The sequence below is a fragment of the Paenibacillus sp. UMB7766-LJ446 genome (assembly GCF_030226665.1).
Lineage (GTDB): Bacteria > Bacillota > Bacilli > Paenibacillales > Paenibacillaceae > Paenibacillus > Paenibacillus vandeheii.
On sequence record NZ_JASOYM010000005.1, the window covers coordinates 328956 to 344438 of the forward strand.

The 15483-nt window shown below is 48.3% G+C and carries 11 protein-coding genes; 5 read left to right on the forward strand and 6 right to left on the reverse strand.

Translation table 11 applies throughout. The features are described from left to right. Positions 1 to 6: 6 nt before the first annotated feature. Positions 7 to 3282, forward strand: a complete 3276-nt coding sequence (locus QP794_RS15390) for a glycoside hydrolase family 48 protein (RefSeq protein ID WP_285077909.1) — start codon at positions 7 to 9, stop codon at positions 3280 to 3282. A gap of 434 nt (positions 3283 to 3716) precedes the next feature. Next, a complete protein-coding gene (locus QP794_RS15395) occupies positions 3717 to 4529 on the forward strand; it encodes a C40 family peptidase (protein ID WP_285077910.1) in 813 nt (270 codons plus the stop codon). Between the two features lie 106 nt (positions 4530 to 4635). Here QP794_RS15395 and QP794_RS15400 read toward each other — a convergent pair whose 3' ends face one another. After that, positions 4636 to 5544 (reverse strand): ArsR/SmtB family transcription factor, encoded by a 909-nt coding sequence (locus QP794_RS15400; protein ID WP_285077911.1) that lies wholly within the window; start codon positions 5542 to 5544, stop codon positions 4636 to 4638. A 179-nt stretch (positions 5545 to 5723) separates the two neighbouring features. Here QP794_RS15400 and arfA point away from each other — a divergent pair, with 179 nt between their 5' ends. Then, the gene (gene arfA / locus QP794_RS15405; RefSeq protein WP_285077913.1) at positions 5724 to 7229 is read left to right on the forward strand and encodes an arabinosylfuranosidase ArfA; all 1506 of its coding nucleotides are present in this window, start codon (positions 5724 to 5726) and stop codon (positions 7227 to 7229) included. A 387-nt stretch (positions 7230 to 7616) separates the two neighbouring features. Here the strand turns inward: arfA and QP794_RS15410 are convergent, their stop codons facing one another. Then, a complete protein-coding gene (locus tag QP794_RS15410; protein WP_285077914.1) occupies positions 7617 to 8384 on the reverse strand; it encodes an MBL fold metallo-hydrolase in 768 nt (255 codons plus the stop codon). A 127-nt stretch (positions 8385 to 8511) separates the two neighbouring features. Between QP794_RS15410 and QP794_RS15415 the strand changes: the two genes are divergently transcribed. Beyond that, on the forward strand, positions 8512 to 8943 hold the full coding sequence (locus tag QP794_RS15415) for an Lrp/AsnC family transcriptional regulator (RefSeq protein ID WP_090807961.1): 432 nt from the start codon (positions 8512 to 8514) through the stop codon (positions 8941 to 8943). Positions 8944 to 8956: 13 nt separating this feature from the next. On the opposite strand, the gene QP794_RS15420 is transcribed toward QP794_RS15415, so the two are convergent. The 3 genes from QP794_RS15420 to QP794_RS15430 all read right to left on the reverse strand — a co-directional run bounded on the left by QP794_RS15420 (position 8957) and on the right by QP794_RS15430 (position 13182). Beyond that, entirely contained in the window at positions 8957 to 9472 is a 516-nt protein-coding gene (locus QP794_RS15420; protein WP_285077916.1) for a hypothetical protein, read from the reverse strand. A gap of 115 nt (positions 9473 to 9587) precedes the next feature. Continuing rightward, a complete protein-coding gene (locus QP794_RS15425) occupies positions 9588 to 11447 on the reverse strand; it encodes an ABC transporter ATP-binding protein (RefSeq protein ID WP_483311912.1) in 1860 nt (619 codons plus the stop codon). After that, entirely contained in the window at positions 11440 to 13182 is a 1743-nt protein-coding gene (locus tag QP794_RS15430) for an ABC transporter ATP-binding protein (RefSeq protein WP_285077917.1), read from the reverse strand. Before QP794_RS15430 ends, QP794_RS15425 begins: the two co-directional genes overlap by 8 nt. A 357-nt stretch (positions 13183 to 13539) precedes the next feature. Between QP794_RS15430 and QP794_RS15435 the strand changes: the two genes are divergently transcribed. Next, positions 13540 to 14463, forward strand: coding sequence for an S-layer homology domain-containing protein (locus tag QP794_RS15435; protein WP_285077918.1), 924 nt, complete (start codon positions 13540 to 13542; stop codon positions 14461 to 14463). A 593-nt stretch (positions 14464 to 15056) separates the two neighbouring features. Here the strand turns inward: QP794_RS15435 and QP794_RS15440 are convergent. Continuing rightward, positions 15057 to 15179: a hypothetical protein gene (locus tag QP794_RS15440; RefSeq protein WP_285077919.1), complete on the reverse strand. Its 123-nt coding sequence runs from the start codon at positions 15177 to 15179 to the stop codon at positions 15057 to 15059. Between the last annotated feature and the right edge of the window lie 304 nt (positions 15180 to 15483).

A 15483-nucleotide genomic window follows, 5' to 3' on the forward strand; every position in this document is an offset into this window, starting at 1 on the left:
ATATACATGTTGAAATCAGCTGCCAAAAAAAGCTTGTCTGCCATGCTTGTAGGGACCGTTATGCTGACCGGGTACACCGGTTTGTGGGTAGGTCCCCAAACGGTTTATGCCGAGGAGCAGACCGTTGATGCTCAGGCGGACGGAATCAATGAAGCGCGATTTTTGCAATTGTATGATCAGCTGAAAGATCCGGCAAACGGTTATTTTTCTCCAGAGGGCATTCCCTATCATTCCATTGAAACACTGATGAGTGAAGCACCGGATTATGGGCACATGACGACATCCGAGGCGTACAGTTACTGGCTCTGGCTGGAAACGATGTACGGTCACTATACGGGCGATTGGTCCAAACTGGAAGCGGCCTGGGACAGCATGGAGAAATACATCATCCCTGTCAATGAAGGCGACGGCAAGGAAGAGCAGCCTACGATGAGTTATTACAATCCGAACAGCCCGGCCACTTATGCAGCGGAAAAACCTTTTCCGGATCAATATCCTTCAGCTATTAACGGGCAGTATGCAGCCGGGAAAGACCCGCTGGATGCCGAGCTGAAAGCTTCCTATGGCAACAATCAGACGTACCTGATGCACTGGCTGCTGGATGTGGATAACTGGTACGGATATGGTAATCTGCTGAATCCGAATCATACAGCGGCTTACGTGAATACGTTCCAGCGTGGAGAGCAGGAGTCCGTATGGGAAGCCATTCCACACCCGTCTCAGGACAATAAAACGTTTGGCAAAACGGGCGAAGGTTTCATGAGCCTGTTCACCAAGGAGACCCAGGCACCGGCAGCCCAGTGGCGTTATACCAACGCAACGGATGCTGACGCACGTGCAGTGCAGGTACTGTATTGGGCGAAGGAGATGGGCTACACCAATACAGCGTATCTGGATAAAGCGAAGAAGATGGGTGACTATCTGCGCTATGGGATGCACGACAAGTACTTCCAGAAGATCGGAAGTGCCAAGAACGGCACACCGACGGCCGGTACGGGCAAAGATTCCAATATGTATCTCATGGCGTGGTATACCTCATGGGGCGGCGGACTTGGTGAGGGCGGCAACTGGGCTTGGCGGATTGGCGCCAGTCATACACATCAGGCATACCAGAATCCGGTGGCAGCTTATGCCTTGTCTGATCCGGCAGGTGGCCTGATTCCCAAATCGACAACAGCCAAGGCCGATTGGAATGCATCGCTGAAGCGCCAATTGGAATTCTACACCTGGTTACAGTCTCACGAAGGGGCGATTGGCGGCGGAGCGACGAACAGTTTTGATGGTTCCTACAAAGCGTATCCTGCCGGAACCAGTACGTTCTACGACATGGCTTATCAGGAAGCTCCGGTATATCGTGATCCCGACTCCAACACGTGGTTCGGATTCCAAGCCTGGTCGCTGGAACGTGTAGCGGAGATGTATTACATTCTTGCCGAGAGCGGAGACCTCAGCTCTGAGAACTTCCAGATGGCCAAAAAAGTCATCACCAAGTGGGTTGACTGGGCCAAGGATTATGTATTCGTAGATGAGCGTCCGGTGACGGATGCACAAGGATATTATTTGAATGCGGCGGGCCAACGGATTCTTGGCGGTACCAACGCACAGGTTGCCACTACACCTGCACCGGGCGAATTCTGGATTCCAGGCAGCCAGGAATGGCAGGGGCAGCCGGACAAGTGGAATGGGTTCAGTTCCTTTACGAACAATCCGAATTTCCATGTGGTTACCAAAGATCCTGCTCAGGATACAGGTGTGCTGGGGAGCTATATCAAAGCATTGACGTTCTTTGCTGCGGGGACTCAGGCGGAAAGCGGCGTACTCAGTAACAAAGGACAGGAAGCCAAAGATATGGCCGAGAAACTGCTGAATACAGCATGGGATTACAATGATGGTGTGGGGATCGTGACCGAGGAAGTCCGTAAAGACTACTTCCGCTTCTTCGCCAAAGAGATTTACATTCCGGCAAACTGGACGGGAACCTTCGGGCAGGGCAACACCATTCCGGGCACGGCAGGTGTACCTTCCGATCCAGCCAAGGGGGGGAATGGCGTATACATTGGCTATTCTGACCTGCGTCCAGCCATCAAGCAAGATCCGGCATGGGCTTATCTGGATAACCTGTACAAAACGTCTTATAATCCAACAACGAAAAAATGGGAAAACGGCGCACCAACCTTTACGTATCACCGCTTCTGGTCACAGGTGGATATGGCTACGGCATATGGCGAATATGATCGTCTCCTCGGGGACGCAGGAGGTCCAGTGATCCAAGTGCCAGCAGCTCCGGCGGGGCTGACAGCGGCAGCAGGCAGTGAGCAGGCTGTTCTGAACTGGAATGCTGTACCGGGTGCCACTTCTTACACGGTAAAACGTGCAGAGGTGAACGGTGGCCCGTATACTTCCGTAGCAACGGGGGTAACCGGTTCGACCTTCACAAATACAGGACTGACCAATGGCAAAACGTACTATTATGTGGTGACCGCAGTGAATACGGCAGGTGAATCGGCGCCGTCTGCTCAAGCATCCGCTACTCCACAAGCGGGAACGTCCGTACCGGGAGTATTAACCCTTACGGGAACCGCAGGCAATAATCAGGCTGCACTGACATGGACCGCTTCGACCGGAGCTGCAAGTTACAAGGTACAACGCTCGGTAGCAGGTGGAGCCTACGCCGATCTGGCTGCAGGACTGACGGCACTAACGTACACCGATGCCACGGCAGTGAACGGTACCGCATACAATTACCGAGTGGTGGCCGTAAATGCAAGCGGGCAGACCTTGTCCAATGTCGTGACGGTGACCCCAACAGCGCCTCCTGTAACAACAGGTGCACTTGAAGTGCAATACCGCAATGGAGGTTCAGGGACGTCAGGCAATGCGGTGACCCCGCAGTTCAATATCAAGAACACAGGCACGACAGCAGTGGAGTTAAGCCAGGTGAAGGTGCGGTATTACTTTACGAAGGATAGTGCATCCGATCTGAGTTTCTGGTGTGATTACGCTCAGATTGGCAGTGCCAACGTTGAAGCTCATTTTGTGACGGTAGATCCGGCAAAAGGGACAGCGGATACGTATCTGGAGATTGGTTTTAAATCCGGGGCAGGCAGTCTGGCAGCGGGGGCGGAGACGGGAATTATCCAAGGTCGCTTCTCGAAGAACAACTGGACGAATTTTGATCAGACCAATGACTACTCTTTCGATGCTGCCAAAACGGCCTTCACTGCCTGGAACAAGGTGACCGCTTATATTGGCGGAGTCAACGCATGGGGCATTGAGCCATAATCAACTCATATTGAAACAGAGTACAGCCGGGGAGAAATCTCCGGCTTTTTGCATGTTGGAGGCGTTTAAGTTCTTCATGTAAGCAACTGGATCGAGAAATGAACCATAGTAATGTTTACCATTTATAGAATTTAAATATTAAAATATAGGTCATATGACACATGTCCTAAGTGATGCGAGGCTTAAGCTACTTTTCTGCGTAAAACGAAGCACAGCAAATAGTTACAATAATTTAACCTTTGAAAAAGAAGTGATTAACGGTAGTTTTAGCCAACTGGTGTGAGATGTTTCCCTGATTCTTAGTGCTCTAGCCTGCCAGATCGAATACAGGACTTTGGGCTGATGATCGTTATGGACAGCCCGTTTTACAATGGGGCAAGCCCGGCAAATGAGGCCAGGTTAAAATTCTGTAACATCAGGGGGAACACGACATCATGAACTGGAAAAGCAAGATCATTACTGCGAGTGTAACAGCAACGATGCTGATGGGAAGTCTGACAGCAGGAGCATTAATGACACCGGCATCGGCAGCCGCAGTTGAGAATTCAAAAGTTAAAGTCATCTGGGGAGTAAACCTGCGTACATCACCATCTTCTTCCGCAAGCATTGTTCGTTTGGTGCCAAAAGGAGAAACGGTAACGGTAACTCAAAATTCCGGCTCAGGCTGGTATAAAGTAAAGGATTCCGGCAACCGGACAGGATACATATCTTCTTCTTCAAAATATACACAAGCCGTGAAAGGCAGCACGACCACAGGAAGTGGCAGCACAAGCGGGTCCGGATCAAGCGGTTCGTCTGTTACAGGCAGTGCTTCTGTGGAGAAAGTGATTGCGGCAGGCATGAAATATAGGGGGACACCCTACGAGTTTGGAGCTAGTCGTACCAGTACAGCTACGTTCGACTGTTCAAGCTTTGTACGTCAGGCATTTATTGATGCACTCGGAATCAAGCTTCCGTCCGATTCACGTAAGCAAGGAGCATATGTGAAAGCTAATGGAACTGTTAAGACCAATTGGAAAAATCTGAAACGCGGTGATCTGATGTACTTTATGTCCTATAAAGGCACCTCGGCATCATCGTACTCCAGTGTGAACAAATCCACTGCGACCATTACCCACACGGGAATTTATCTGGGTGACGGCAAAATTCTGCACACGTATTCCAACGCTGGCGGCGGTGTAACCATCAGCGATATCTCCGGCAAACACTGGGAGTACCGTTTCCTGTTTGGTGGAAGTGCGCTCTAAGTCGTGCGTATAATACAAGCCTGATACACCTGAAAAACATATAAAGGAACCTTCGATCTCTGCCTAATGCGGCGGGATAGAAGGTTCTTTTTGTTTTGTTGTTCATTCAGTCCTGGTAATAAAGCCGGAAAAGAATATCCTGATCATAGTTGCCGAATCCCTGACCATACAATGTTAGCCCGCCAACATGCTGCGCATCTTCCTCCACGGAGAGGCGTAATGTCCACTGGTTCCGTTCCACGGGAATATCCGCAAGCGTAACTTCGGACATGTGCTGTCCATCAATGAATGTGCCCTCATGCGTAATTCGCAGCACCTTGAGCATGCCATATTGATTGACACTGTCGCTCCACCATTCCGGGGTGAACATGCCGCGTCCATTTCCTGAATCTCCAGGACTGGTCCATTCACCGAGATGAATTCCATTGAGCATAAAGGTAATGTCCGAAGGCCAGTTCGGGTTGACTGAAGGTGCCTCTGAACCGATCTCAAGTGACAATTCAATGGCGCTGATTTGTTGGCCAGACAAGATATAGTTTGGAATCTTGTATTCCACGAATCCACGTCCAAACCAGAGAATATGGGCATGCATCCGCTCGGGATCCAGAAAATAGCGTGGGTCATCATACTGTCCAATAACCTGATTGGACGTAGCCAGGCCACAAGTTGGATACACATCAAAATGGGTGTAATGCCCGACAGGGATTGCCACTTCATGAAGCTTACGGGAGGCTCCCGTTTCCTGTGGCATGGAGATGCCAATCCAATCGACGGCCAGGCTGTTCATTTTGTGCGTACCGCCGTCCTTGCGAATCATTTTGGATTGAATGATGCCCACATCCTGAAGTTTGCGAACATGCATGGTTACGATGGCACTGCTTAGGCCGAGTGAGGCGGCAATGTCCCTCACGTTCATTGGAGTCTCCGCAACAAGCCTGATAATCTGTAGACGGACCTCACTCGCGAGTGCCTCGTATAGGGGCAGCCATTCTGTATCGGTATTTGCTCTGATCACATCTGTTCCTCCATTTTTGCTTTATAGAATTAAGTTAAACATAAATCCAGCCAAAAGAATAACATTTTGCAAAATTCAGGTTGAAATTGCTGCCATAATCGATTTTAATATAAATATGAACGTTGATCCATAGATTATCAATTAATTTTTATATTAATCTTAGGGAGCTGAACTTCACGATGGAAAAAGCAAAAATGACGGTAGACAAGGATTTCACAATTGGCGTAGTTGACAAACGTTTATACGGTTCATTTATTGAACATCTGGGACGTGCCGTATACGGTGGAATATATGAGCCGGGTCATCCTACAGCGAACGAAGCGGGATTCCGTGGAGATGTGTTGGAGATGGTGAAGGAGCTGCAGGTTCCGATTGTACGGTATCCTGGTGGTAATTTTGTATCCGGTTACAATTGGGAGGATTCCGTTGGGCCTGTGTCTGAACGCAAACGCAGACTTGAATTGGCCTGGAGAACCATCGAGACCAATGAATTCGGGTTCAACGAATTTGTGGATTGGTCCAAACAGGCGAATTCAGAAGTGATGATGGCCGTCAATTTGGGAACACGGGGGGTAGACGCAGCCCGCAACATCGTGGAGTACAGCAACCATCCGAAAGGTTCCTATTATAGTGATTTGCGGATTAAACATGGATACAAGGAGCCTCATGCTATCAAAACCTGGTGTCTTGGCAACGAAATGGACGGTCCGTGGCAGATTGGTCACAAAACAGCAGAAGAGTATGGACGGATTGCACTTGAAGCGGCAAAAGTAATGAAGTGGACTGATCCAACGATTGAGCTGGTCGCTTGCGGAAGTTCATCCTTGGGTATGCCATCCTTCCCGGAATGGGAAGCGACGGTGCTGGATCACACGTATGATCATGTTGAATATCTATCTCTACATCAGTATTACGGCAATCAGGAGAATGACACACCAACCTTCCTTGCACGCTCATTGGAGATGGATCGTTTCATTGATACGGTGAAAGCGACTTGCGATTATATCAAAGCGAAGAAACGCAGCAAAAAAACGATGTATCTGTCCTTCGATGAGTGGAATGTATGGTATCACTCTCATGAGAACGACTCCAAAATGGACCCATGGCAGATTGCTCCGCCGCAGCTGGAGGACGTATACAACCATGAAGATGCACTGCTTGTGGGTTGTATGCTGATTAGCATGCTTAAACATACGGACCGTGTCAAAATGGCGTGTTTGGCACAGCTCGTCAACGTTATCGCTCCAATCATGACGGATAATGGTGGTGCAGCGTGGAGACAGACGATCTTCTATCCGTTCATGCATGCTTCCGTGTTTGGACGTGGAACAGCACTTGTGCCGTTGATCCAGTCACCGAAATATGACACCAAACAAATTACGGATGTTCCTTATCTGGAGGGCATTGCGGTGCATAATGAGGAGCAGGGTGAAGTGACTGTTTTCGCTGTAAACCGTCATCTGGAAGAATCACTTCCGCTTGAAGTGGATCTGCGCAGCTTTGGGAAATGCCGCTTAATTGAGCATATTGTGCTGGAGAGTGATGACCTCAAAGCAGCCAATACTGCCGCACAGCCGAATCGCGTCGCTCCTCATAATCGTGGTGATGCAGAGGTATCGGATACGCTGATCACGGCAAGCCTGGCCAAAGCTTCATGGAACGTGATCCGATTGAAAGTTCAGTAATAAAATCATTCGGTTGGACGGGGAACACAGGGCTCGCAGGAACATGGGCACTCCGGTGGCTGAACAATCGCCGAATTTCTGATACTTCCGATTAAGAAAAAAAGGCTGGATGCGAGTTTATACGCATTCAGCCTTTTTCGTAGTGCAGTGGGCTCCAGCCTCTAACGAATCGTGTGTGCCTTATTGTGCAGATTAGTGTGGTACAGCAAATCTAACGAACTCAGGAATCGCTACTTCGATGAAAATCTGCGATAGCGAGTGTATAGAGGGTGCAAAAGGGAAAATAAGACGTCTGCAATTCGTTAGAATGGCGAACTTATGCTATTTCGCCATATAGAGTATCCCAGATTCGTTAGATGTTTGGACAAACCGTAAATAAATGTTACTTCAACCCGGGCCCGGTCCAAACTCAAAGCTCTCTCCATCGCGTGGAATGAGTACTTGTCCGTCCAACTGCTCGGAGGTCAGGTAACTGGCGAGGTCCACGCGGGACATCATGCAATGGTTAATGGCATCCATATGCACAGCGATCACATGTGCATCCGGTGCATGGCGTTTCACGGCAGCTACGTCAGGTCCGTCCATCGTGATCGGATCTCCTTGCAGGAAGCGGGCACCGCCAGCATTTACCACAATCACCTCAGGCTGATATTGACGAATGGCTTCGGCTGGCTCTTCACACCAGATGGTATCACCAGCGATATACGAGACAGGTTCTCCGTCCGCTTCCAATACAAAACCAGACACCTTGCCCATACGCTTGCCGATTTCCCCGGTTCCGTGATGTCCCGAAGTACGGGCAAAACGTACGGAGTGATACTCATGTTTGTCATCCACGGCGGTAACGTTGGTAAATCCGGCTCCTGTGAACACGGCCTCATCTCCTGGCTGGCACAGCAGAGGTACATCTTTGCGGAGCTGCTTCGCTGCTGCTTCATCCCAGTGATCAGGGTGTGTATGCGTAACGATCAGCAGATCGGGATTCATATAATCCGTTTCCGTCTCGGGTAATGAGACTCTTGGATTGCGTAATTCATTGGGCGTGTTCGGAAAAGCAGGCATCACTTCTTTATCCATCAACATGGGATCGACCAGTATATTCAGACCCCCATATTCCAACCATAATGTAGCATTACGAATCAATTGAATTTTCATTGAACCTGCACTCCTTCTGGAATTAATGTTATTATCCTATATGTTATACAACCCGTTTATCGGCGTAAATAACACACTGAAAGAAAACAGACCACTTTAATTTCAAGTTGAAAGGATTGCAAAATAGATGAATGAGACGATTGATGATACAGATATACGTATACTGAAAAGCCTGATCCGGGACTCCAAACGCTCCCACAAAGAGATCGGGGAAGAGGTGCATTTGACCGGACAAGCTGTAGGTGCGAGAGTACGCAAGCTGCATGATCTGGGTGTTATTGAAGGGTATACGGTAAAATGGAACCCGGAACGCCTCGGCTTGGGCCTGCAGGCATTTGTAACGATTTTTCTGAATTCCGGCGACAGGCATGCCGCCTTCCGTGAATTTATGGCTGCACGTGAAGACATCGTGGAGGTTCACCGTGTCAGCGGAGAGGGCTGCTATCTGATGATAGTACGCACAGGAACAATGGAGCAGCTTGGTAGCTTGCTGGAAGCCATTTTGCCGTATGGAAATTATAGAATGAACCTGTCTGTTGGTATCGAAAAATCGGAATGATGTGAGATGGATTTCAGAGGTCCTGTTGCTGTTTCTCGCGCAGCGTCTCCTGCAAAAGGACAACTGCTCGGCTGAGCTCTTTTTTGGTTAGCAAATGATCGGTCTGGATATGACGCCGGGTGCCGTCGTTCAGATACAGGGCAATCATGGGCGATGAGGACAATATCCATTTGCTAAATGCGGGAGAGCTAAGCTCAATTTTACGAATTTCATCCCGGGGAATGGTCCGCTTTAGGGTATGAAGCCCTTCATCATTCCAGGATAATAACACGGTAGAACTCGCGATTGCCCGGGACAGAAACATAAAAAATAAAGGCCCGATAAACCACATACCAAGAATGGCTGCGATGGAATAATACAAAGTCTCCAGTTGTCCAGCGCGCTCGTCATATATAATCCATAACAGGGTCACACATAACAGCAAGAACAGAAGACACAGTGCTCCTTTCCATATAGCCGTAAAACGGCGGTAGCCCATCTGCCGATGCTCAAGCTCCGCCTCCGATGATGTATGTAATTCAGGTTTCATAAGTACGCCTCCTTATCATTTCCCAGAAAATATACCAAACATGCCGCCTGCATCGCAGAGCGGCACATTCAACGTTTATTTAACCCCACGTGGTCCAGATCCAGATTCAGATCCACTACCCAGAGATAGCTGAATCATTACCGGCTTCACGCGCATGGGTGTAGAGATCAGCATATACCCCTTCTGCATCAATCAGCTTCTGATGGGAGCCTTCCTCGACAATCTCACCGTTCTCCATAACGAGAATCCGATCTGCATGCATGACCGTAGATAGACGATGCGCAATGACAATCGTTGTTCTTCCCTGAGAGACGGATTCAAGCGCCTGTTGAACCAATTGTTCGGTATGTGAATCCAGATTTGCGGTTGCTTCATCCAGAATAAGCACTCGGGGCTGAAAGACCACGATTCGGGCAAACGATATCAGTTGACGCTCGCCGGCGGACAGACCGCTTCCGCGTTCGGAAAGCCGTGTATCATAGCCTTGCGGCAAACGTGAAATCATCGCATGTGCTCCGACAAATCGGCAGGCCTGAATAGCCTGCTCCCTTGTAATATCTTCGCGAAACATTCGAACATTGTCAATGATGGAGCCCGAGAAGAGGAACGGTTCCTGCTGGATCAGACCAACAATCCGGTGAAGATTGGCCTGAGGGAAATGACGAATGTCTATTCCATCGATTTCAATGCTGCCCTGATTCACATCGTAGAAGCGATTGAGCAGGGAGATCAGTGTACTTTTGCCTGCTCCTGTAGTTCCTACAATGCCCACCATTTCTCCGGGATAGAGATGCAGATTCATATGCTGAATCAGAGGACGGTCTGCGCGATAACCGAACGATACATCATTAAAATCAATCTGCCCCATCACATGCCGTGGTTCAAGTGTGGAGGCCGTCCCGGGTTTCGGGTCAGCGACTTCCGGACGGGTACTTAGAATGTTCCAGATCCGATCCATGGATACGGTAGTTGACTGAAACGTGTTCCACTGCATGGTGATCTGGTTAATCGGCTGGAAGAACTGACGAATGTAACTGATAAACGCATAGAGCACACCCACCTGCAATGATTCACCCAGCACGGCACGTCCCCCAAGCCAAACCATCATGACGAGCGCGGCATTACCTAGGATATCAAACGTTCGGTTGAAAATAACATTGGACCGGGCCTGCGCGATATTGGCCTTTAGGTGAAGCGTGTTCTGCTCCTTGAATCTTTTCTTCTGTTCTTCTTCTTGATGGAAAGCCTGGATCAGAAACATACCGGACAGGTTCTCTGCCGTGAACGCAATCAGACGGGAGAGGCGAGTGCGGGCATTCTGATAAGCTCTGCGCAGTCGACATCGGAACAATGCAGCCACAATGGCGATTACAGGCAAGACGATAAGAGAATACCCTGCAAGTACCGGATCGAGCTGGAACATAAAGACGATAATAAGCACCAGCATCATGCCATCCCGGATAAGACTAAGCAGCACCTGGGTGAAGAAACTGCTGATTGTTTCTGTATCACTGGATACATTCGTAACCAGACTGCCGATATGGAAGCGATCGAAGAAAGACATCGACATTTTGGAGATATGCTTGAACAGGTCTTTCCGGATACGAGAGACGATGTTCTGACCAACATGTTGCAGCAGATTGTTTTGTACATAGGTGAAAATAAAGCTGATTACAGCCAACCCCAGAAAGATGGCTGCCAGTTGGATAAGGAAGCCTACACTGGTCTGACCGATTGCCAGATGATCATCGATTGCAATCTTCACCAGATAAGGCTGAAGCAGATCTGCGGAAATACCGAGCAGTGAGCAGAAAAAGATACCTGCAAAGGCCCATTTATGAGGCAGGGCGTAGGACATCATCGCTTTGAACGAGGTACGTTTACTCTGGTCTGCGCCTGCATCGGAACCGGACCCATGCTCTGACGGTGCCTGTGCTCCCGCATCTGAACGAACTTCTGCGTTACGGTCAGTCATGATGTAATCCCTCCTCCTGCAAACGATAGGTTGCAGCATATAACCCTTTTGCGTTCATCAGCTCGGTGTGCGTTCCCTGTTCAACGATTCGGCCTTCATCCAGCACGATAATTTCGTCGGCATGACGGACTGCGCTGATCCGGTGAGAGATGATCAGCGTTGTTTTACCTTTGCCAATCTCACGCAGGCTGCGCAGAATGCCACTTTCGGTGACGGCATCTACAGCACTCATGCTGTCATCCAGAATGAGTACCTGAGCTTTTTTGATCAATCCCCGTGCCAGACTGGTGCGCTGACGCTGACCGCCAGACAACGTGAGTCCGCGTTCACCCAGCAAGGTTTCGAACTGATCGGGGAACCGAATAATGTTTTCGTATATCATCGCTTGTCTTGCACTATGCTCTACGGTGTCCAACGGAACTTCCCGGTTGCTAAAAGCGATGTTGTCCCGAATGGTTGTACTGAACAGGAACCCATCTTGGGGAACATAGGCAATACGGGACCGCAGGCCCTCCAGCGACAGCTGCCGAATATCGGTACCGTTAATGCGAATCGTGCCTTCAGGCGGCTCATATGTACGCAGCAATAGTTTGACAAAGGTACTTTTACCCGAACCTGTTTTACCCACAATCCCCACGGTTCGTCCTGCCTCGATGTTCAGACTGATGTTTTTGAGCGCAGGGGATGAACTGTTGGGATAGGAAAAGGACAGATTTTCAATTGTAATGTCATTCACCGATTGAAGTCTTGTTGCGTTGGGAAGCTCACGTACATCAGGCACTTCTGTCAGCAAATCATTTACCCGCTCCAATGACGCTCCAGAACGCTGCATGGTATTGATCACATTACCGATTTGTTGAAGCGGGCCCATGATGATCCGCAAATATAACGTCAATGCCACAAAACTTCCGAGTGTAATGGAATTTTGCATCGTCAAAATTCCGCCGACAAGCAGGGAGACAACCAGTGAAATGGCACCCAGCAGCGGTAGCAGGGCCTGAAATAAAGAGGACAGACGAACGAGACGCAGCTGCTTGCTTTTGATCGCATCTACTGTGATCCCAAATCGCTCACGAGCGCTGTCTTCAATGGCAAATGTTTTGGTTACACGAATGCCGCCCAGCTGCTCTTCTGCCGATTCCGTCATCGTTGCAAGAGCATCCTGTACATCACGAGAGCGCTTGCGAATTCGCGGACCGAAAAAAACGACCAGAAAGGGAATGGCCAGCAAAGGCACAATACTGATCAGAATGAGTCTCATCGGGATTCCACTGAGCAGCATCATCACGATGCAGGATAATAATAGAAATGTTGCATTGGTCATCATAGTGACGCCGTTGGAGATGGCTTCACGTACAGAAGTGACATCATTCATGACGTAACTGAGCAGTTTCCCATTTCCCTGTTTGGAGAAATAGTGCTCGCTCAGCTCGGAAAATTTACCGAAAATACGCTCACGTGTCATGAATTCGAAGCGGCGTCCAAGCTTCATGATCATGAATTGTCCGGTACCGAATAACAGGTTATAAGCGATGGCTATGGCTAATAGCGACAGGCTGTACCGGATGACTGTATTCATCTGAAGCGTGTTCTGCATGAGCTGATCCGTAAAGCTGCCCAGAATTCGGGGCAAGGACGCCTGACCCACATTGGAGGCAATAATCAGTAGTACAGCGAACAGATATACGGGCCAGTTGGCAATGACATAGCCTCGTAGTAATCCTTTCTTGGACATAGATTTGTTCTCCTTTGTTCGGGGTGGAATTTGGTCGCAAGCGGAGTCAAGAAAAGGGCCGACACCTGATAATAGCGCGTCGTGCCCTCTTACTTTATGCGATCCGGTTTGCTGTTTATCCGTCATTCGATAGAATTCTCTATTCTTATTTTTGCGCTTATCGATAAGGATGTCAACGAAGCAAGTAAGCATTCATGGAAGATAGCAGATCAGCGCCCGCAGCGAAAGTGATATATGCGGTATATTCGTCATTTATTCACCAGATGTCGATTTTACTGAAACATTTCCAGAGGGTCTCCCGTCTGTAGGGTTGAAGAGGTCAAAAATTGGGTTTACTAACTATGGAGGTGCCACGAAATGAAACATAAAAAAGGATTGGCTGCAACGCTTGCGCTCTGCGTTTCTTTGACTGCAGGAGGTGCATCGGTACTTGCTTTTTCGGATGTAAAAGATGAAGGGCAAAAAACGATTGTAGACTCGTTACATTCCAAGGGTATTGTTAATGGAGTAACGGCGGATCTGTTTCGTCCGGATGTCGCATTGTCCGAGCCACAGGGTGTTCAATTGATCGTGAACGCTTTTGGTCTGAAAAATGAATACGCTGCCGCTTCGGCACAAAATAAAATTAGTCCAACGACCTGGTACGCCGATGCAGTTCAGGCTGCAACACAGAATGGCCTATCCATTCCGGTGGAATTGAATCCGCAAGGGAAGATGACGCGTGAGCAGTTTGCTATCTTGCTCCTTGAAGGGATTAATACAACCGGGGAATATCCGGTAATCATGCTGTATAATGATATTAAGGACGAAAATAAAATCGGTAAGGACGCCAAATCTGCGGTCCAGAACCTGCTGAACAGGGACATCATTGAACTGGATAAGGACGGAAACTTCCGTCCAGATCAGTCGCTTACCCGTATGGAGGCTGCAAGCATGATCTTCAATGCACTTGAATTTGTGGATAAGCACGGCAATGGTGGATCGACAGAACCGACTCCAACGAACCCAGGCGAAGGCCAACAGGCGATTGTACCTACCGTGACTTCAACCAAGGTGGATGACAAGACGGTCAAAGTCAAACTGTCCGCGCAAATGCCTCATCCTGGCTATGGATTGAAGATTGAAGATGTGAAGCTGGAGAAGGATGGACGTGCCATCGTGTTGTATACCATTATCCAACCTGATCCGGACATGATGTATCCAATGGTTATCACCAATGTTACGGCTGAGACAGATATTCCAACAGGGTACACTGCGGAAGCGCAGCCTTCTGGAAAGTAAGCAAACCATGCCAGCGTGCTTCGATCCCTGATCGAAGCACGCTTTTTTTTGAGTTTTTCTTGAGAGTGATGATCTTTATGAAGTGAGTTGGTTGGCAAGATTGTCTGCCTTCTAGTCCGATCGTTCGTAGTAGGTCTGAGATTGTTTTTTTTATACGGAAGTATATATTACATTTCGGGATATCCCAACAATTATTAAGTTAATTTAAATAACATGAATATGTTATTTATTAGTTAGAAATCGATATTCACATAGGTAGAAGGGCTGCTCTGATTTAAATAGAGCGGCTTTTTTTCTGAAGTTATCCTGAAATTATCAATGATTCCAGACTTCCATGTCATGCACAAAATCAACATATATGACTTGATATTCCCAGTGTTTATCTGGGTTTGTTTGGCTTCTAGTCCAGGATAAAAACGACATATTTACGAAGCAGGGAAGGAACTCATAGAATAAAGCCAAGCAATAAGGGAGCTTGAAGCAGATGGTGAATATATGATAGATAATATTACATTAATGTGATTGAATTAAATCTATCCTGGAAAGACAAACGTATGAGGAGGGGAGTGGAGCAGCAGTAACGAAGGGCATCTCTATCTCATTTTGGATTGAGATGCGTTGAACATGACAAGACCTTGCGACTTGACTAGGATCATGGAACTGCCCAGAATCCCCACGATGATGTCTGCAACCATGGATATCTTTTTCCAAAACATATGTGGGTTTTGACTTTAAGGTTTGTTTCTCAACTTTTGTTCAGATCTGGCATCTGTCAAGTTCATGCGAAGATACCCCTTATGACAACTTCAGGACGAAAATAAGTCAAATTCCACATGTTTTACTTCTCCAAAATGACAATGACAAGCTGTAATCAAAAGTGTAAACCCCCGTTGTAGCAGCACTTTCCTGGTTTTTGGGAGGGAAGATCGAAATAGCATATTTACGAATTCAAAATTGATCCATAAACTCAGTATGTAAGCGTTACCAAATTGAGAGGGAGCAAAAGCTTCCCATGATCGA

Coding starts and splice junctions, on each gene's coding strand:
- QP794_RS15435 (WP_285077918.1), top strand. CDS start 13,540: ATGAAACATAAAAAAGGATTGGCTGCAACGCTTGCGCTCTGCGTTTCT.
- QP794_RS15420 (WP_285077916.1), bottom strand. CDS start 9,472: ATGAAACCTGAATTACATACATCATCGGAGGCGGAGCTTGAGCATCGG.
- QP794_RS15410 (WP_285077914.1), bottom strand. CDS start 8,384: ATGAAAATTCAATTGATTCGTAATGCTACATTATGGTTGGAATATGGG.
- QP794_RS15425 (WP_483311912.1), bottom strand. CDS start 11,447: ATGACTGACCGTAACGCAGAAGTTCGTTCAGATGCGGGAGCACAGGCA.
- arfA (WP_285077913.1), top strand. CDS start 5,724: ATGGAAAAAGCAAAAATGACGGTAGACAAGGATTTCACAATTGGCGTA.
- QP794_RS15390 (WP_285077909.1), top strand. CDS start 7: ATGTTGAAATCAGCTGCCAAAAAAAGCTTGTCTGCCATGCTTGTAGGG.
- QP794_RS15415 (WP_090807961.1), top strand. CDS start 8,512: ATGAATGAGACGATTGATGATACAGATATACGTATACTGAAAAGCCTG.
- QP794_RS15430 (WP_285077917.1), bottom strand. CDS start 13,182: ATGTCCAAGAAAGGATTACTACGAGGCTATGTCATTGCCAACTGGCCC.
- QP794_RS15440 (WP_285077919.1), bottom strand. CDS start 15,179: ATGTTTTGGAAAAAGATATCCATGGTTGCAGACATCATCGTGGGGATT.
- QP794_RS15395 (WP_285077910.1), top strand. CDS start 3,717: ATGAACTGGAAAAGCAAGATCATTACTGCGAGTGTAACAGCAACGATG.